General features: G+C 32.3%; 17 protein-coding genes. All 17 read left to right on the top strand.

What is annotated here, in order from left to right:
- Window positions 1-3 precede the first annotated feature (3 nt).
- On the top strand, window positions 4-1,536 hold the full coding sequence (locus tag JOC70_RS16675; protein WP_204600033.1) for an ABC transporter ATP-binding protein: 1,533 nt from the start codon (window positions 4-6) through the stop codon (window positions 1,534-1,536).
- Window positions 1,529-2,602: an ABC transporter permease gene (locus JOC70_RS16670; RefSeq protein WP_204600032.1), complete on the top strand. Its 1,074-nt coding sequence runs from the start codon at window positions 1,529-1,531 to the stop codon at window positions 2,600-2,602. Before JOC70_RS16675 ends, JOC70_RS16670 begins: the two co-directional genes overlap by 8 nt.
- Window position 2,603: 1 nt before the next feature.
- Window positions 2,604-3,539, top strand: a complete 936-nt coding sequence (locus JOC70_RS16665; RefSeq protein WP_204600031.1) for an ABC transporter permease — start codon at window positions 2,604-2,606, stop codon at window positions 3,537-3,539.
- 246 nt (window positions 3,540-3,785) lie between these two features.
- Window positions 3,786-4,709, top strand: a complete 924-nt coding sequence (gene pyrB, locus JOC70_RS16660) for an aspartate carbamoyltransferase (protein ID WP_204600030.1) — start codon at window positions 3,786-3,788, stop codon at window positions 4,707-4,709.
- A 1-nt stretch (window position 4,710) separates the two neighbouring features.
- Window positions 4,711-5,907 (top strand): dihydroorotase, encoded by a 1,197-nt coding sequence (locus JOC70_RS16655; protein WP_204600029.1) that lies wholly within the window; start codon window positions 4,711-4,713, stop codon window positions 5,905-5,907.
- On the top strand, window positions 5,901-6,767 hold the full coding sequence (gene pyrF / locus JOC70_RS16650; protein WP_204600028.1) for an orotidine-5'-phosphate decarboxylase: 867 nt from the start codon (window positions 5,901-5,903) through the stop codon (window positions 6,765-6,767). Before JOC70_RS16655 ends, pyrF begins: the two co-directional genes overlap by 7 nt.
- A 38-nt stretch (window positions 6,768-6,805) precedes the next feature.
- Complete coding sequence (locus tag JOC70_RS16645; protein WP_204600027.1) at window positions 6,806-7,528, top strand: dihydroorotate dehydrogenase electron transfer subunit; 723 nt, start codon at window positions 6,806-6,808, stop codon at window positions 7,526-7,528.
- 2 nt (window positions 7,529-7,530) lie between these two features.
- Entirely contained in the window at window positions 7,531-8,424 is an 894-nt protein-coding gene (locus tag JOC70_RS16640; protein WP_204600026.1) for a dihydroorotate dehydrogenase, read from the top strand.
- A 20-nt stretch (window positions 8,425-8,444) separates the two neighbouring features.
- Window positions 8,445-9,023 (top strand): orotate phosphoribosyltransferase, encoded by a 579-nt coding sequence (gene pyrE / locus JOC70_RS16635; protein ID WP_204600025.1) that lies wholly within the window; start codon window positions 8,445-8,447, stop codon window positions 9,021-9,023.
- Window positions 9,024-9,035: 12 nt separating this feature from the next.
- Window positions 9,036-10,118, top strand: coding sequence for a glutamine-hydrolyzing carbamoyl-phosphate synthase small subunit (gene carA / locus JOC70_RS16630; protein ID WP_204600024.1), 1,083 nt, complete (start codon window positions 9,036-9,038; stop codon window positions 10,116-10,118).
- 16 nt (window positions 10,119-10,134) lie between these two features.
- Window positions 10,135-13,281, top strand: a complete 3,147-nt coding sequence (gene carB / locus JOC70_RS16625) for a carbamoyl-phosphate synthase (glutamine-hydrolyzing) large subunit (RefSeq protein ID WP_204600023.1) — start codon at window positions 10,135-10,137, stop codon at window positions 13,279-13,281.
- Between the two features lie 103 nt (window positions 13,282-13,384).
- Window positions 13,385-14,200: a Hint domain-containing protein gene (locus JOC70_RS16620; RefSeq protein WP_204600022.1), complete on the top strand. Its 816-nt coding sequence runs from the start codon at window positions 13,385-13,387 to the stop codon at window positions 14,198-14,200.
- A gap of 20 nt (window positions 14,201-14,220) precedes the next feature.
- Complete coding sequence (locus JOC70_RS16615; RefSeq protein WP_204600073.1) at window positions 14,221-15,006, top strand: sugar phosphate isomerase/epimerase family protein; 786 nt, start codon at window positions 14,221-14,223, stop codon at window positions 15,004-15,006.
- Between the two features lie 166 nt (window positions 15,007-15,172).
- Window positions 15,173-16,468: a trigger factor gene (tig, locus tag JOC70_RS16610; RefSeq protein ID WP_204600072.1), complete on the top strand. Its 1,296-nt coding sequence runs from the start codon at window positions 15,173-15,175 to the stop codon at window positions 16,466-16,468.
- Window positions 16,469-16,581: 113 nt separating this feature from the next.
- The gene (clpP, locus tag JOC70_RS16605) at window positions 16,582-17,166 is read left to right on the top strand and encodes an ATP-dependent Clp endopeptidase proteolytic subunit ClpP (protein ID WP_035311747.1); all 585 of its coding nucleotides are present in this window, start codon (window positions 16,582-16,584) and stop codon (window positions 17,164-17,166) included.
- A gap of 20 nt (window positions 17,167-17,186) precedes the next feature.
- On the top strand, window positions 17,187-18,476 hold the full coding sequence (clpX, locus tag JOC70_RS16600; protein ID WP_204600021.1) for an ATP-dependent Clp protease ATP-binding subunit ClpX: 1,290 nt from the start codon (window positions 17,187-17,189) through the stop codon (window positions 18,474-18,476).
- Window positions 18,477-18,591: 115 nt separating this feature from the next.
- A complete protein-coding gene (gene lonB, locus JOC70_RS16595; RefSeq protein WP_204600020.1) occupies window positions 18,592-20,283 on the top strand; it encodes an ATP-dependent protease LonB in 1,692 nt (563 codons plus the stop codon).
- Window positions 20,284-20,444 lie beyond the last annotated feature (161 nt).

The raw sequence follows: 20,444 nt of genomic DNA, 5'->3' as shown, positions 1-20,444 counted from the left end.
ATTATGAATAAAACTGTTCCATATATAGTTATGAAGGATATAAATAAAAGTTTCGGAAAAGTCATAGCAAATAAAAATATAAACTTTAAAGTTCATGGCGGAGAAGTTCATGCTCTTTTAGGGGAAAATGGAGCAGGAAAAAGTACTTTAATGAATATGCTGTCTGGGGTTTATACTCCAGACAGCGGAAGCATTTATGTACATGGCAAAGATACATTTTTTTCATCTCCTAAGGATTCTATAAACAATGGAATAGGAATGATATATCAACATTTTAAATTAGTAGACAACATGACGGTATTTCAGAACATAATAATAGGACAAAAAAATAGCTTTTTTATAAATAAAGGGGCGGCATTAAATAAAATAAATGAAATATGCGATAGGTTTGGAATAGATATTTCATTAGATAAATTAATAAAGGACATGTCTGTAGGAGAAAAACAAATAGTAGAAATAATTAAGGTCTTATACAGGGGAGCAGATATACTTATATTTGATGAACCAACTACAGTTTTTACCCCTCAAGAGGTAAGTAAGTTATTTAAAATAATAAACAGAATGAGAGAAAATAATTGTGCTGTAATTTTTATATCCCATAAAATGGATGAGGTTATGGAAATATGTGATAAGGTAACTGTTTTGAGAAAAGGGGAAACAATATCGACTATTGATATAAAAGAAGCTTCTCCTAAAATATTGGCAGAGCTTATGGTCGGAAAAGCATTAAATCTATCCATAAAAAGAGCTGATATAAGTTTCAAAGAAGAACTTTTAAGTGTAAAAGATCTAGTAGTTTTAAATGAAGAAAAAGCTAAAGCGGTAAAGGGAATAACATTCAATATTAAAAAGGGAGAAGTAGTTGGAATTGCAGGAGTAGCAGGAAGCGGCCAAAAGGAAATATGTGAAGCAATATCTGGGATATACCCCATAGAATCTGGAGAAATAACTATGGAAGGTGAAAATATAGTTGGACTTTCACCGAGAGACATTATTAAAAAGGGTATAAGCATGAGCTTTGTACCAGAGGATAGACTTGGAATGGGCCTCATAGGTTCAATGGATATAGTAAATAACCTTCTCTTAAAATCTTATCACAAGCAAAAGGGATTTTTACTTAGAAAGAAAGAAGCTGAAGAAAAGGCGATTAATATAAAAAAACATTTTGATATAAAAACTCCTAGTATATATTATCCGGTAAAAAATCTTTCTGGAGGAAATATTCAAAAGATACTTTTAGGAAGAGAACTAGATTTAAAACCAAAACTTCTAATAATGGCTTATCCAGTTAGAGGACTTGACATAAATACATGTTATACCATATATAACTTAATTGATGAACAAAAGAAGAGCGGAGTATCTACGTTATATGTAGGTGAAGATATAGATGTTCTTATAAACTTATGTGATAGAATCATTGTACTTTGTAATGGAGAAGTTACAGGGGAATTGAAGGGTAGAGAAGCTACAAGAGAAAAGATAGGATATCTAATGGCTGGAAATAAAATAGAAGGCGAGGAATACGAAGTTGTTTAAAATAATTAAGGTAGAAGAAATTACAACTAAAAGAAGTATACTCATAAGATGTATTTCCATAATATTAGCCTTTTTAGTAGTAGCTGCATTTATAAGTATTTTAGCATTAAATCCTATTGAAGTATATGGAGCAATGGTAAAAGGAGCATTTGGCTCTTTATATAGTACGAAGGAAACCATAGTAAAAGCTATTCCTCTTATAGTGACTGCTCTTGGAGTTTCTATAGCATTTAAAATGCAGTTTTGGAATATTGGAGGAGAAGGTCAAATAGTTATGGGAGCCCTCTTTTCATCCTATTTTGCGTTAAATTTTTCTGATATGAATAAGTTTTTATTATTAACTATTATGGCCATAGCAGGTATGGTAGGTGGAGCAATATGGGCATATATTCCTTCGATTCTGAAGTTTAAATTTAATACCAATGAAACAATAGTAACTCTCATGATGAATTATATAGCTTTAAAGTTTGTTACTTATCTCCAGTATGGACCATGGAAGGATCCTAAAGCTCAAGGATTTCCGAAGATAGCTAGCTTTAGTGATAATGCAACTCTTCCTGAGGTTATGGGAGTGCATTTAGGATGGATTATAGCTTTAATACTTATTATAGCTGTGCATATATTTATAAATTATACTAAAAAAGGTTATGAAATATCAGTTCTTGGAGAAAGTGAAAAGACAGCTATTTATGCAGGAATCAATATAAAACGAACGCTTATTGTAGCAATGCTTTTAAGTGGAGGATTATGCGGACTTACAGGTATGATTCAAGCTTCTGCAGTGAGTGGCACTTTATCCGTGGAAGTATCAGGGGGAGTTGGATACACTGCTATAATAGTAGCTTGGCTTTCCGCTTTAAAAGCACCAGTTATACTAATCGTTGGAGTATTATTTGCGGCTCTTTTAGAGGGAGGAGCATTTATACAAACAGCTTTCGGAATACCTGAGGCTGCAGCATTAATATTACAATCAACCATACTTTTCTTTGTATTAGGAAGTGAATTCTTTATAAAGTATAAGGTGTTGAGAAAAAATACAGCGAAAGCACTTAAGGAGGCAGCTTAATATGGATATGATAACTTCTTTACTTCAGGCTTCCATAGTAGCTGGAACGCCACTCTTATTTGCAACTTTAGGAGAACTTATTTCAGAGAAATCTGGAAACTTAAACCTTGGAGTAGAAGGTATGATGCTAATGGGAGCGGTTATAGGATTTATGGTTGGAATTAAAACACAAAATCCTATAATTGCAATGATAGGCGCAATGCTAGCAGGAGCTTTAGGAGCGCTTATATATTCATTTTTAACAGTATCCTTAAGGGCAAATCAAGTAGTATCAGGTCTTACGCTAACCATATTTGGGACGGGATTTTCGAGTATGGTAGGAAAAAGCTTAATAGGTCAAGTAGCACCTGATGCTATAAAAGATTTCTTTAAACCTGTATTTGTTCCCATACTAGGGCATATTCCATTTCTAGGTGAAATATTTTTTAGACAGGATTCATTTGTGTATTTAGGATATATATTAGCGGTTACAATGGGAATATATATGTATTGTACTTCGAAAGGATTAAATTTAAGAGCTGTAGGGGAAAATCCAAAGTCTGCTGATGCAGCGGGAATAAATATAAACTTATATAAATATATCCATATTCTTATAGGAGGAGCTTTATGCGGGCTTGGAGGTGCTTATTTATCATTGGTATATGTACCAGCTTGGCAGGAAGGAATAACTGCAGGAAGAGGATGGATAGCTGTAGCTTTAGTTATATTTGTGTCCTGGAATCCATATAAGGCGTTAATAGGTGCATATGTATTTGGGGCATTAGATATAGTAGGCTTCAGAATGCAGGGACTAAATGTAAATGTTTCTCAATATATAATAGACATGATGCCATATGTGATTACTATAGTTGCTATGGTAGTGGTTTCTGCTAAAAAGTCGATTAATAGTTTACCCCCAAAAGGTCTCGGAGTATCATATTTTAGAGAAGAAAGATAGAAAATACACTTGACTTTTAGTGAGACAAGTGGTACTCTTTTTACAAAGAGAATATAAATATTTTCCTTTAAGAAAGGTCCTGTGAGACCTGAAAGGAATGGTAATTAGTACGTATAAAATCAGCCTTAAGCGATATACTAAATTGATTTTATACTAGGTGCGAGATTATGCCTTCCTTTTGATAAAAGGAAGGTTTTTTTATGCCTTTAAGATAGTACTGTGATACTAAAAAGGAGGAGATTAATAATGATAAAGGTAAGAAATTTAATTGACCCAACTGACTTTTCAACAGATGAAATAAATGAAATTTTAGTATTAGCTCAAGATATGGAAAAAAATCCAGAGAGGTATTCAAATCTATGTAGTGGCAAAATACTTGCTGCACTATTCTATGAACCAAGCACAAGGACAAGATTAAGTTTTGAAGCAGCAATGCTAAGACTTGGGGGAAGAATTATAGGTTTTTCAGAGCCTAATTCAACTTCTGTATCAAAGGGAGAAAGTCTTGAAGATACTATAAAAATTATATCTTGTTATTCAGATATTATTGCGATAAGACATCCTAAGGAAGGCTCTGCAGAGAGAGCTTCTCTATACTCTGATGTCCCTGTAATAAATGCAGGGGATGGAGCAAATCAACACCCTACTCAAACATTGACAGATTTATCAACTATTCAAAATTTAAAAGGAAGATTATCCAATCTTACGGTAGGGCTTTGTGGAGACTTGAAGTTTGGTAGAACAGTTCATTCTCTCATAAAGGCTTTATCAAGATATTCAAATAATAAAATTATTTTGATATCACCTGACGAATTAAAAATTCCAGATTATATTAAAGAGGAAGTTTTAAAAAATGATTCTATGGAAATTCAAGAAGTTAAATCTTTAGAAGAAGTCATAGATAATCTAGATATACTGTATATGACTAGAATACAAAAGGAAAGATTCGATAGTGAGGATGAATACTTAAGACTTAAAGATAGCTATATATTAACTAAGGAAAAGTTAACAAATGCTAAAGATGATATGTTAATACTTCACCCTCTACCAAGAGTTAATGAAATACATCCTGATATAGATTTAGATAAAAGAGCCACATATTTTAAGCAGGCTAGATATGGAATGTATGTAAGAATGGCTCTAATATCAAAGCTTTTGGGGGTAATATAGAATGGAACTTTTAATTAAGGGAGCAAGGATTGTAGATTGGACGAGTGATTTTATAGGAGATGTTTATATAAAAGATGGGCTTATATATGAAATAGGATCAGATCTGGTTAAAGACTGCAGAACTATAGATGCAGCAGGAAAATTTCTGATGCCATCTTTTGTAGATTTACACACTCACTTTAGGGATCCGGGATTTACTCATAAAGAAGATATGTTAAGTGGAAGCAGGGCAGCGGTAAGAGGCGGATACACTGCAGTAAATCTTATGGCAAATACAAATCCAGTATGCAGCACAAAAGAAACTATAAAATATGTGCTTGATAAGGGTAGCGAAGTGGGCCTAGTAGATATACATCAAGTAGCTTCTATAACTAAAGACTTTGATGGAAATACATTAACAAAGTTAGATGAATTAGGTAGCAAGGCTAGAATGATTTCAGAAGATGGGAAAGATGTACTGAATAGCAAAGTTATGATGAATGCAATGATAAAGGCAAAGGAAAATAGTTTTACAGTGCTTTGTCATTCTGAAGATGAAACACTAGCGTCCACAGATTCTAGGATGGCAGAAAATTTAATGACTTGGAGGAACATAACATTATCCAAGTATACAGGGTGTAAAATGCATCTTTGCCATGTAAGCACAAAGGAATCAATTGATTATATTAAAGAAGCAAAGGATAAAGGAACTAAATTAACCTGTGAGGTAACCCCTCATCATATAGCACTATGGGGCTCAGATTACAGTGTAAATCCACCTATCAGATCTAAAGAAGATGTGGACTATATAGTAAACGCTATAAGGGAAGGATATGTAGATGCTATAGCTACAGATCATGCTCCGCATACCATAGAGGATAAGTTAAAAGGGAGCCCAGGTATTTCAGGAATAGAAACAGCGTTTTCAGTGTGTTACACAAGGCTTGTGCAAGAGGAAGGATTAAGCTTAAATAAGCTATCGGAAATTATGTCTAAAAATCCATCTAATATAATGGGAATAAATAAGGGTGAAATAGAAATCGGAAAAGATGGAGATTTAGTTTTAATAGATGTAAACAAAAAAGTAACTATAGATGCTAGTAAATTCAAATCAAAGGGTAAGAATACACCTTTTGAAGGAATGAGTGTTTATGGGGAAATATTAAAGACTATAAGATATGGTGAAATAGTTTATGAAAAGGAGAATTCTCAATGTTAATAGATAGATTATATGAAGAAGTACAATCCAAGGGAAATGTATGCGTAGGGCTTGATACTTGCATGGAGTATATACCCAAGGATTTTAAAGATAAATATTACTTTGAACAAGATGCATTATTTAGATTTAACCAAAGAATTATAGATGCAACAGCTGATATTGCGGCTTGCTTTAAGGTGCAGATAGCTTACTATGAAGCGTTAGGAATTAAAGGGTTAATGGCATATAAGAAAACCTTAGAATATATAAGAAGCAAAGGAAGTATAGCGATATCTGATATAAAAAGAGGGGACATTTCCTCAACTGCAAGTATGTATGCTAAGGGTCATTTTGAGGGAGATTTTGAAACGGATTTTATAACCTTAAGTCCATACATGGGAATGGATAGCATAGAGCCTTACTTAAATTATGTAAAAGAAAAAGAAAAGGGTATGTTTGTACTTGTAAGAACATCTAATGAAGGCGCAAAAGATATAGAATTTTTAAATACTAAAGATGGGAAAAAAGTGTATGAAACAGTTGGAGAAAAACTTGAAATTTTAGGTGGAAATTTTATGGGGAAATGTGGATACAGCTCTATAGGTGGAGTTGTTGGATGTACTCATAGAGAAGACGCGGTAGAGATCAGAAAAAAATTCAATAACACCTTCTTTCTAATACCAGGTTATGGAGCACAAGGTGGTACAGAGGACGATGTAAGTTTGTATCTTAATCAGGGAAATGGAGGGGTAGTAAATTCTTCAAGGGGAATTTTACTTGCATATAAAAAATGTGAAGATTCTTCTTTAAGCTTTGAAGAATGTTCTAGAATGGAAGCTGTAAGCATGAGAGATAAAATAAGAAAAGCTTGTTTAAAATAAACTGTATATTTAAATAAGAAAGGGTGTAGGTTTTATATATGAAAAAGGTGAAGGTTTTAAAAAATGAAGTTATATCTGAAGATATATATAAATTAAAATTAGAAGGAAATTTTACTGGGAAACCAGGACAGTTTTTTATGCTAAGAGCTTGGGATCAAGAACCTATACTTAACAGACCTATAAGTATATATGACATAGATGATGAGGGGATAAGCTTTTTATATCATGTATGTGGAAAGGGAACTGAAATATTTAAAAAACTAGAGATTAACGATGAAGTAAAAGTCATGGGACCACTTGGTAATGGCTTCCCATTAGAAAACATAAGTGGGAAAGTTGCAGTTATAACTGGAGGAATAGGAATAGCTCCTATGAACTATGTTGTAAAAAACCTTGAAAGTTGTGATATAGATTTATATTCAGGTTTCAGGGAAGAAGCATATGCAGTAGAAGAATTGAAGTCTTATGTAAAAAACTTAAATATATCTACTGAAAATGGTGCACAGGGACATAAGGGATATATAACAGAGATATTTAACCCTGATAAGTATGAAATTGTATTATGTTGTGGACCAGAAATTATGATGAATAAGGTTATTGAAATGTGTAAGGGAAAGAAAGTACCTTTATATGTGTCCTTGGAAAAGAAAATGGCTTGTGGAATAGGAGCATGTCTTGTATGTACTTGCAAGACAAAAGATGGAAACAAAAAAAGCTGTAAAGATGGCCCTGTATTCTTGGCTGAAGAATTGGAGGAATAGATATGAAGGTTAATATATGTGGAATTGATTTTAAAAATCCAGTTATAGCTGCATCAGGAACCTATGGATTTGGAAAAGAATACGGTGAGTTTTATGATGCAAGTGAACTAGGGGGAATAAGCACAAAGGGACTTACGATAAACAAAAAAGAAGGAAATGAAGGAATTAGAATACATGAAACATCTTCAGGAATATTAAACAGCGTTGGATTACAAAACCCTGGAATAGAGAACTTTATAAAAGAAGAATTACCTGAAATGAGGGAGATTGATACTGTAATAATAGCCAACATAGGCGGAGGAACCATAGGGGATTATCTTGAGGCTGTGGATAGAATTAATGAAACTGACGTAGACATGATAGAACTAAATATATCTTGTCCCAATGTAAAAGATGGAGGTATGGCATTTGGGATAAAATCTAAAGTGGCTTATGAAGTGGTGAGCAAGGTAAGAAGTATATGCAAGAAACCGCTCATTGTAAAATTATCACCTAATGCCGAAGATATAGTAGATATGGCGGTGAAGTGTCAAGAAGCAGGAGCAAATTCTATATCACTGGTGAATACATTTAAAGGTATGGCTATAGATATAAAATCTAAAAAGCCTGTATTCAACAATGTTACTGCAGGGCTTTCTGGACCAGCTATAAAGCCTATAGCCTTAAGAATGGTATATGAGGTATGCAGAGAAGTTTCTATACCTGTAATCGGAATGGGTGGAATACTAACATGGCAAGATGCGGTAGAGTTTATTATGGCAGGATCACATGCTGTTCAAGTAGGAACGGCTAATTTTATGAATCCTTATGCAGCTTTAGAAATTGTACATGGGATAGAAGAGTATATGAATAAAGAGGGAATAAAAAGTTTATCAGAAATAAGAGGAATTATTTAAAATTAAAGGAGAGATAATTTATGAAAAAAGATATAAATGTAATAGATATATTAAGGGAATGTGAAGCATTATTAGAAGGACACTTTTTATTATCATCAGGAAGACATAGTAATAGATATTGTCAGTGTGCAAAACTTCTACAATATCCAGATAAAGCAGAGCAAGTTTTAAGCATTGTAGCAGATGAGCTAAAGGATATTGAGTTTGATATGGTAGTTGGCCCAGCTATGGGAGGAGTAGTTGTAGCCTATGAGCTTGCAAGACAGTTAAATAAACCTGGAATATTTACAGAAAGACAAGAAGGAATAATGACACTCAGAAGAGGATTTGAAATTAAACAGGGACAAAAAGTAATAATATCTGAAGATGTAATAACTACAGGAAAATCTTCCTTAGAGGTAGCTAAACTAATAGAAGAATTAGGAGGAGAAGTGGTTGCACTTTGTTCAATAGTAGATAGAAGAGAGGAAGGAGTGGAAGTTCCTTATCCTGTATATAGTGCTATAAAGTTAGAAGTTAATTCTTATGAAAAGGAAGAATGTCCACTTTGCACTGCAAATATACCATACGTAAAGCCAGGAAGCAGAAATATAAAATAAGGGGGATGTATTATGAAGGGATATCTATATTTAGAAGATGGAAAGGTCTATGAAGGGAAAATAGCTGGAGAAGTTAAGGAAACCTTAGGAGAAATAGTATTTAATACTTCTATGACAGGGTATGAAGAAATACTTACAGATCCATCTTATGCAGGACAGATTATAAACATGACCTATCCCCTAATAGGAAATTACGGAATAAATAGCTTTGATGTAGAAAGTAATAAGATTCATGCTAAAGGCTTAGTTGTAAAAGAACTAAGCAAAACACCTTCCCATTATTTAAATGAACAGGACTTGAATAATTTCTTAAACGGCATGGGGATAACTGCACTATATGATGTGGATACAAGAGCAATAACTAAGAGAATAAGAGAAAAAGGTACTATGAAGTGCATAATATCTAATGAAATATATAGTGGAGAAAATCTTAAGGAGTTATTTCAAAAGGATTTTGGAAGTGACTTTGTAAGACAAGTAAGTACTAAAGAAGTAGTTCATATAAAAGGTGATGGTCTTAAAGTTGCTCTAATGGATTTCGGAGCTAAGGCAAACATAATTAGAAGTTTGAAGGAAAGAAAATGTGACATAACAATATTTCCATGCAGTACATCTGCGGAAGAAATATTAAGTATACAGCCGGATGGAGTGCTTTTAAGTAATGGACCGGGAGACCCAAAAGAGATGATTGAAGCTGTAGAAAATGTAAAAAGGCTTATAGGTAAAGTACCTATATTCGGAATATGTTTAGGGCATCAATTGCTTTCATTAGCATTAGGAGGAGACACATATAAATTGAAATATGGACACAGAGGCGGAAATCATGGTGTTCATGATGTAGAGAAAGATAAGGTTTTTATAACTTCTCAAAATCATAGTTATGCAGTAGAAGAAGAGAGTATAAAGGATAAAGATATAGTAATTACTCATGTGAATTTAAATGATGGAACTATAGAGGGAATAAGACATAAGCACTATAAGGTTTTTTCTGTACAATTTCATCCAGAGGGATGTCCAGGACCACAGGATTCAGCATATCTCTTTGAAAAATTTTTAGATAATATGGCAAGCAGTAATAAAACAATAAGTGCATAAATAGGAGGTAAAAATTATGGCATTAGATAAAAGTTTAAAGAAGGTTTTAATACTAGGGTCAGGTCCTATAATAATTGGGCAAGCTGCTGAATTTGATTACTCAGGAACTCAGGCTTGTACTGCTGTAAGAGAAGAAGGAATTGAGGTAGTTCTAGTAAATAGTAATCCTGCTACTATAATGACTGATACTGAAATAGCAGATAAGGTATATATAGAGCCTCTTGATGTAGAATCTATAGAAGAGATAATAGAAAAGGAAAGACCTGAAGGTATTATGGCTGGATTTGGAGGACAAACAGCTTTAAATCTTGCTATGAAACTTAAAGAACAGGGAATACTTGATAAGTTTCAAGTTAAACTTCTTGGTATAAATAGTGATGCCATAAAAAAATCAGAAGACAGAGAAGAATTTAAAAAGTTGATGCTAGAAACAGGCCAGCCTATTCCAGAAAGTATTATAGCTACAAATGTTGATCAGTGTAAAGAATTTGTAGAGAATCATGGATTTCCTGTAATAATAAGACCAGCGTATACATTAGGTGGAAGTGGCGGCGGAATTGCTTCTAATATAGAAGAGCTTCTAGAAATATGCTCAAGAGGAATAAATATGAGTCCTATAAATCAAATATTATTAGAGCAGAGTGTTGCAGGATGGAAGGAAATAGAATACGAAGTTATAAGAGATAAAAAGGATAATTGTATTATAGTATGTAATATGGAAAATATGGACCCAGTAGGAATACATACTGGTGATAGCATAGTAGTTGCTCCATCGCAAACCTTAAGAGATAAAGAGTATCAAATGCTTAGAAAAGCATCCACAGATATAGTCAGAAGTTTAAAAATAGAGGGAGGATGTAATGTACAACTTGCATTAAATCCTAATGATAATAGATATGTAGTAATTGAGGTAAACCCAAGGGTAAGTAGATCAAGTGCACTAGCTTCTAAAGCTACAGGGTACCCAATAGCAAAAATAGCATCAAAAATTGCACTAGGATATAGCTTGGATGAACTTAAGAACCCTGTTACAGGAAATTCCAGTGCGTGCTTTGAACCAGCTATAGATTATGTAGTAACTAAGATACCTAGATGGCCTTTTGACAAATTTGAAAGAGCTGATAGAAAGCTTGGAACGCAAATGAAGGCAACAGGAGAAGTTATGGCACTGGCAAGAAGTTTTGAGGCATCGCTTATGAAAGCTGTAGCTTCTTTAGATGGAAATATAAATTCACTTTTAGTAGATGAAATTATGAGATTGTCTTTAGATGAAATAAAAGACGGAATAAGATGTCAAGATGATAGAAGATTGTTTTTTATAGCAGAGGCCATAAGACGAGACATGTCTTTAGCAGAAATAAGTGAAATAACTAAAATTGATATGTGGTTTTTGAATGGAATAAATAACATAATAAATATGGAAAGAAAACTTCAGCGTGAAGGATTAAATATATATGATTTAAAGGAAGCTAAGAAGTTAGGATTTTCAGATAAGGATATAAGTAAGATTTTAGATCTTAGTGAAGAGTATATAGAGGAAATAAGAAAAGAAAATAATATAATACCATCCTACAAAATAGTAGATACTTGCAGCGGAGAATTTGAAGCAAGTACTCCATATTATTATTCTACTTATGATGAAGAGGATGAAAATATAATAAGTAATGAAAGAAAAATATTAATAGTAGGATCAGGACCTATAAGAATAGGACAGGGAATAGAATTTGACTATTGCTCAGTGCATGGAATATGGGCAGTAAAAAAGAATGGATATTCACCTATAATAATAAATAGTAATCCTGAAACAGTTAGTACAGATTTTGACACAGCAGATAAATTATATTTTGAACCTATAACCATAGAAAATGTTGTGAATATAATAGAAAAGGAAAAGATAGAAGGAGTCATATTGGAATTTGGAGGACAGACTTCTATAAATCTAGCTAAGGAACTCCATAAAAGAGGGATAAAAATACTTGGAACTTCTTTTGAATCTATTGATATAGCAGAAGATAGGGATAAATTTGGTAAATTCCTTAAGAGTTTAAATATATATGCACCAGAAGGGAAATGTGCAAAGAATAGAGAAGAGGCAATAGCAGCAGCAGAGGAGCTTGGATATCCTCTTGTACTTAGACCTTCCTATGTTATAGGTGGAAGAGCTATGGAAATAATTCATAATAATGAAGGACTATTGAAATATATAACTGAAGCTGTAAAAGTATCTAAGGAGCATCCTATTCTCATAGATAGATATATAATGGGAAAAGAAATAGAAGTAGATGCACTTTGTGATGGAGAAGAAATACTAATTCCAGGAATAATGGAGCATATAGAAAGAACTGGGGTGCATTCTGGAGATAGTATAACCGTATATCCACCAGTGAGTTTAAGCGAAGAAGTAATAGAGACTTTAGTATATCATACAAAACAAATAGCAGTAGGCTTAAATATAAAAGGGCTGGTAAATATACAATACGCTTTTGATGGAGAAAGGGTTTATGTTATAGAAGTTAATCCAAGAGCTTCAAGAACAGTACCTATATTAAGTAAAGTGACAAAAGTACCTATGATTGATATTTCCTTGGAAATAAAGCTAGGAAAAAGTCTTAAAGAGTCTAATTATGGAATAGGAATTCTTCCAAATAAAAATTATTATGCAGTAAAAGCACCTGTATTTTCAGGAGAAAAGTTAAATAATGCAGATATATATTTAGGACCGGAAATGAAGTCAACAGGAGAAGTACTAGGTATAGATGAGGATTACAATAAAGCGGTTTATAAAGCATTTAGAGCTACTGGAATTAACTTGAATGAAAATAACTACGTATATGTATCCTTAAATGAATATGAAAAAAATCATGAAACCCTAGATATACTAAGAAAATATAAAAAATTAGGATTTTCAATTGCAGCATCTGAAGGAACAGCAAGCTTTTTAAATTATAATGGTATATATGCTAAAGAAATGTCCTTTAAGGAAGTAGCAAATAATATAAGAAAAAATCACATTTCACTAGTTGTAAATATACCTAATAAGGGAAATGATTCCAGTAGAGAAGGTTTTAAATTAAGAAGTGTTTGTACAGCTTGTAAAATTCCATTATTTACTTGTTTAGATACAGCTAAAATATTTGCAGACTCGTATATTGCAAAAAAATAAATTTTATAAAAAATATTACTAAATACCTCCTAATTGAGTTATAATAAATTGTATATGACCTATTAGGCTAAATGCTGGGAAAAATCATTAGGAGGGATTTGGTGTGGGGAAACCAAGTATTTTTAGTAGCAATTATAAGCAAAGAATGAGAAGACGAAGAATATTTATAGCTTTAATAACAGTTTGTGTTATATCAGCAGTAACAGCTACTTGGTTGCTTACAAAAAATGGTTTTAAGAAAAAGATAACAGATATTAAAACTGATTTTTTGACAAAAGAAAATGAAAGAAGTAAACAAATAAGTGATGAAAGTAAAAACAAAGATAATTTAAATAAGAAACAAAGTGAAGTTAAAACTCCAGTTCAAAAAACTACAGAACAGAAAAAAGAAGAAGGGTATGAATTAACTCTTGCAAATGGAACAAAAATAAAAGTTGTATATGAAGGGCAAGGAGAAGAAAAAAGTTTTAAACATATAGTACCTTTAGAAAGCAAAATACAATATGATATAAGTCCTAATGGAAAAGCGGCAGTTGTGTTTGATGATAAAGTACAAAGAATAAAATACTTGGATATATCGGGAAAAGTAACAGATATAACAAGAAATCAATATGTTTCAACTAGTGGCAATGTAGTAATAAATCATGATGAATGGCTTCAATCTAAAGCAGATTACATATGGTGTACTGCACCTAAATTTATTGATGATAATAACATAGCGTATATAAGTCAGCTTCCATGGTTAAATAAGTCTACTAAATATATATGGATAACAAATATTCAAGGAAGTAATCATGTTTATGTTCAAACCGTTAATGGAGAAAGCATAAAGTTTAATAATATTGATCCTAAAGGATTATCCGCTACAATAGATGGGAACATATTTTACCTAAAGAGCACCGGAGAGGTCGTAAAATAATGATACATAATGAAGATGCCATGGAAATAGGTTTATCCTCAGCAAGTTTTTATCCTCATATACAAGTAGAAGATAGTATAAAGGTTATGAAAGGGCTGGGGTTTAATTCCGGAGAACTTTTTTTAAACACTTACCAAGAGTATGAAGAAGATTTTGCAAGGAAGGTTCTAGAAGAGAAGCTAATGCATGATTTTAATATTAAATCTGTACATAGCTTTTCATCTTCTTTTGAGCCTTATCTTTTTGATGATTATAAAAGAAGAAGGGAAGATACGTTTAAATATTTTAAAAAGATGTGTAGAGCTGCTAAAATACTGGGAGCTAAATGCTACACTTTTCATGGAATGCGTATTGGAAATATAAAAGCTATAAATTGGGATTTAGTCATAGATATATACGATAAACTCATATATACAGCGGCAGCAGAAGGAATAAAGCTAGCACAAGAAAATGTAGTATGGTGTATGTCTTCTAATACAAATTTTTTATACAATTTAATAGAAAGGTGTAAATATCCTATATACTTTACATTAGATATTAAACAATCCTATAGATCAGCTGTTCCCATAGATGAATACCTAAAGGTAATGAATGGGAGACTTATAAACCTTCATTTAAATGATAAGGATGAAGAAAGTTTATGCAAGCTTCCAGGGAAAGGAAAAGTTGATTTCAAAAGTTTATTTTTAAAGCTTAAAGATATGGATTATAAAGGTCCAGGTATAATAGAAGTTTACAGTGAAAATTATAGCAAATATGATGAAATAATAGAATCAAGAGATTTTTTGAAAAAATATACAATATAACAGAAAATTTATTTGTAAAACTTGAAGTATTTGTATATAATTATTTAAAGGATAAGGCTAAAATTCAGGATTGAAGTAAAATGATTGTAAACATATATAAATAATTTAAAATATATGTTATAATATTGTGGTTTAAAACATAGAGGTAACTAGGAGGAATAAAATGATGAACGTTAATATGGAAAAAATAGAAAAGAACGTTGTTCAATTAGAAATAACGGTAGAAGCAGCAAAGTTTAGTGAAGCTATTAAAAAGGCATATTTAAAAAATGTTAAGCAGTTTAACATTCCAGGCTTTAGAAAAGGTAAAGCTCCTATGAATATAATCAAAAAGCATTATGGAGAAGGCGTATTTTATGAAGATGCTATAAACTTCTGTTGTGATGAAACTTATCCAGAAGCATTAAAGCAATATGACATAAAGCCAGTTGATTATCCAGCTATAGAAATACTTGAGATAGGCGAAGGAAAGGATTTTAAATATTCTGCTAAAGTTACAGTAGTTCCAGAAGTAGAATTAGGCGAATATAAAGGAATAGAAGTTAAGAAAAATACATATGAAGCAAATGATGAAGAAATAGAAAATGAATTAAAAACTATGCAAGAAAGAAATGCAAGAGTAGAAGTTAAAGCAGAAGATGCTATAGTAGAGAATGGTAATATAGCTACTATAGATTTTAAAGGATATGTAGATGAAGTTCCATTTGAAGGCGGAGAAGGTTTTGATTATCCACTAGAAATAGGATCAGGTACATTTATTGATACTTTTGAAGAACAATTAGTGGGCATGAAAGTTGGAGAAACAAAAGATGTTAATGTTAATTTCCCAGAACAGTATGGTAGAGACGATCTAAATGGTAAGCCAGCTAAATTTGTAGTTACTATAAAAGAAATAAAAGCTAAGGAACTTCCAACATTAGATGATGAGTTTGCTAAAGAAGTTTCAGAGTTTGATACATTAGAAGAAATGAAGGCTGATTTAAAAAAGAAAAAAGAAGAAGAAAACAGCTTAAGATCTCAAAGAGAATACGAAGAAGCGGTTATAGATGCAGTTTGTGAAAATGCAACTGTTGAAATACCAGAAGTTATGGTAGCTAACGAAACAGATAATATGTTAAAAGATCTTGAAATGAGATTAAAATATCAAGGATTAGATCTTCAAACATACTATCAGTATACTAACAGCAGCGAAGAAAAGGTTAGAGAATATATGAAAGATACTGCTGTAAAAAGAGTTAAAACTGATTTAGTTTTAAACGAAATTTCAAAAGCAGAGAACATAGAAGCAACTGATGAAGAAATAATGGAAAAAGCTAAAGAAATGGCAGAGCAATATGGCGGAAATGAAGTTGAAAAGACTGCTAAGCTAATAGCTACTTCTCAAAAGTCAGCTCTTAAAATGGATATAGTTAATGAAAAAGTTATAAAATTATTAGTTGACAATAGCAAAACTATAGCTTAATATGTATTTACAATTAATTGCCAGGAAGGATTTCTGGCAATTAATTTTAATTTATTAAATAAGGGGAATAATCAAAATATACTATGACACTTATAATAAGGAGGAGAATGTTTATGAGTTTAGTTCCAGTTGTTGTAGAACAAACAAATAGAGGGGAAAGATCCTATGACATTTATTCTAGACTTTTAAAGGATAGAATAATAATGCTAAGTGATGAAGTAAATGATGTTACTGCAAGCTTAGTAGTAGCACAATTATTATTTTTAGAAGCAGAAGATCCAGACAAGGATATATATTTGTACATAAATAGTCCAGGAGGTTCTATTACTTCTGGTATGGCAATTTATGATACTATGCAATATATTAAACCTGATGTATGTACTATCTGTGTTGGGATGGCAGCTTCAATGGGAGCGTTTTTACTTGCAGCAGGAGCAAAGGGAAAAAGATATGCGCTACCTAATAGTGAAATAATGATACATCAACCGCTTGGAGGATTCCAAGGGCAAGCTACAGATATAGGCATACATGCAAATAGAATTTTAAATATTAAGAAGAAGTTAAATACAATACTAAGTGAAAGAACTGGTCAGCCGCTAGAAATTGTTGAGAGAGATACTGAAAGAGACAACTTTATGGAAGCTCATGAAGCTAAAGAGTATGGATTGATAGATGAAGTTATGACCAAGAAAAAATAACCTTATTGTGAGGTGTAAATATGGCCAAATTAGATGACAAGAAACAATTAAAATGTTCCTTTTGTGGTAAAACACAAGATCAGGTAAGAAGACTTATTGCAGGGCCAGGAGTATATATTTGTGATGAATGTATAGAACTTTGTTCTGAAATAATAACTGATGAGTTTGAAGAAGATGTAAACGTAGAAATGGGTGCACTTCCAAAACCTATGGAGATAAAGACCTACCTAGATCAGTATGTAATAGGACAGGATCAAGCAAAAAAAGCGCTTGCAGTAGCAGTATACAATCATTATAAAAGAATAAATTCTAATGCTAATAATGATGATGTAGAATTACAAAAGAGTAATATATTATTATTAGGGCCTACAGGTTCAGGTAAAACATTACTTGCTCAAACTTTAGCAAAGTTCTTAAATGTCCCTTTTGCTATAGCAGATGCAACTACTTTAACTGAAGCAGGATATGTAGGTGAGGATGTTGAAAATATACTTTTGAAGCTCATACAAAATTCGGATTATGATATAGAAAGAGCAGAAAGAGGCATAATATATATTGACGAAATAGATAAGATAGCTAGAAAATCAGAAAATCCGTCTATTACTAGAGATGTATCGGGTGAAGGTGTCCAACAGGCACTTTTAAAGATTTTAGAAGGAACTATAGCATCTGTACCACCTCAAGGAGGAAGAAAGCATCCTCATCAAGAATTTATACAGATAAATACTACAAATATACTATTTATTTGTGGAGGAGCTTTTGATGGAGTTGAAAAGATAATAGAAAAAAGAACTACAAATAGTTCTTTAGGATTTGGAGCAGATGTAAAATCTAAAAAAGAAAACGAAGCGGGAAAGCTTTTACAAGATATAATGCCAGGAGATTTATTAAAGTTTGGTTTAATTCCAGAGTTTGTAGGAAGGTTGCCAATTATAGTTACCTTAAATGCTTTGGATAAAGAAGCTTTAATAAATATACTTTCTAAGCCTAAAAATGCTTTGGTAAAACAGTATAGAAAGCTTTTTGAATTAGATGACGTAGAATTAGAATTTAATAATGATGCGTTAGAGGCTATAGCTGAGGAAGCTATAAAAAGGAATACTGGAGCCAGAGGCCTTAGAGCTATAATGGAGGATGTAATGCAAAACATTATGTTTGATATACCTTCAGAAGAAAGTATAACTAAGGTTATAATAACAAAGGACACAATTGAAAATAAGAATCCTGAAGTTATTAAATCTGAAGATGGAAAAAGAGCCCCTGTAAAAGTGAAAAAACCTAGAACTAAAAAGGGACCTGAAACAGCTTAAATAGTATATGAAAGGAATAGAGAAAATCTCTATTCCTTTTTTGCTTCCTTGGGAATATTAAAAAGAATTTAGCACATAATAAAAAAAGAAAAGTTATGAATGGGAGGAAGCTTTTATGAATAATGTGCTGTGGATGGTTCAATTTGCAATAACTATAATAATGGGACTTTATTTTTTTAATGCTCTTAAAGGACAACAAACTAATAAAGTAGTAGTTGATAAGGAAAACAGAAAGGAAACAGAAAGTTTAAAGAAACTAAGGGATATTAACCTTACTGTGCCATTAAGTGAAAAAAGTAGACCTACTTCATTTGAGGATATAATAGGACAGGAAAAGGGGATAAAGGCACTACAAGCAGCTTTATGTGGACCTAACCCACAACATGTAATAATATATGGACCTCCAGGAATAGGGAAGACCGCCGCGGCGAGATTGGTCTTAGAAGATGCAAAAAAGAGGGCTTATTCTCCTTTTAAGCCAGAATCAAAATTTATAGAAATAGATGCTACAACTGTAAGATTTGATGACAGGGGAATAGCTGATCCACTTATAGGTTCAGTGCATGATCCTATATATCAAGGAGCAGGTCCACTGGGAGTTGCCGGAGTTCCTCAGCCAAAGCCAGGAGCTGTAACTAAAGCACATGGAGGAGTATTGTTTATAGATGAAATAGGAGAATTACATCCTATAGAAATGAACAAACTTTTAAAAGTTTTAGAAGATAGAAAGGTATTCTTGGATAGTGCATATTATAATGCATCAGATCCCAATGTGCCTAGCTATATAAAAGATATATTTGATAATGGACTTCCAGCAGATTTTAGGCTGGTGGGTGCAACAACTAGAAGTCCAGAGGAAATAGCTCCAGCTATAAGATCTAGATGTGTAGAAATATTCTTTAGACCTCTTCTTCCAGAAGAAATAGAAAAGATTGCATTAAATGCAGCGTTAAAGGTGGATTATGAATTAGAAGAAAAGGCATTGAAAACTATAGGGCGATATGGGAGTAATGGAAGAGAAGCAGTAAATTTAGTACAGCTAGCTGCAGGTATTGCATTAAGTGATAATAGAAAAAATATTACAGTAGAAGATGTAGAATGGATAATAGAAAATGGTCATTATAGCCCTAGGCCAGAAATAAAGATACAAGATGAGCCAAGAGTAGGGTATGTAAATGGGCTAGCAGTATATGGAGCCAATCTAGGGACAGTTATGGAAATTGAAGTAGCTGCTGTAAAAAATAGATTTGGAAAAGGTAAGATAAATATAACAGGCATAGTAGAAGAAGAGCAAATAAGTAGTTATGGAAAGAAAATAACAAGAAAAAGTATGGCGAGATGCTCGGTTGAAAATGTAATGACAGCCTTAGAAAATATATTTGACTTTAATTTTCAAGATTACAACATACATATAAATTTTCCAGGAGGGGTACCTGTAGACGGTCCTTCTGCAGGTATAAGTATGGCAACAGCTTTATACAGTGCCATAACTAATAGCTATATAGATAATAAAGTGGCTATGACTGGAGAAATATCCCTTCATGGAGAAGTAAAACCTGTTGGAGGTGTAAATAGCAAAATACAAGCAGCCATTAAAGCAGGAGCAAAAAAGATTATAATTCCAGAGGATAATTGGCAAGATAGCTTTGGTAGTATAAAAGAAGCAACTGTGATAGGAGTAAAAAGTATTAAGCAAGTACTAGAGATGTCATTAATTAAAGAAGACAGTAACAATTCGTCAATATATATTGAAACTACAGGTGAAGTACTTTCTGCTAAACCATTAAATAATGCAATAAATAGCTAATTAGTAGAAATATCTAATTAGTATAAATAGCTATGCTTTAAGGTATATTATTAAGGCATAGCTTGATTTACATTTTAATTGAAAAAACTTTCTTTTATAGGTATAATATATTAGTCTAATTATATTTAGGTAATTGTTACATATTATAATTTTAAGAAGTG

The sequence above is a fragment of the Clostridium pascui genome, assembly GCF_016908015.1.
In the GTDB taxonomy this organism is placed as follows: Bacteria; Bacillota; Clostridia; order Clostridiales; family Clostridiaceae; genus Clostridium_AK; species Clostridium_AK pascui.
This window is presented reverse-complemented; position numbering and strand designations above follow the sequence as displayed.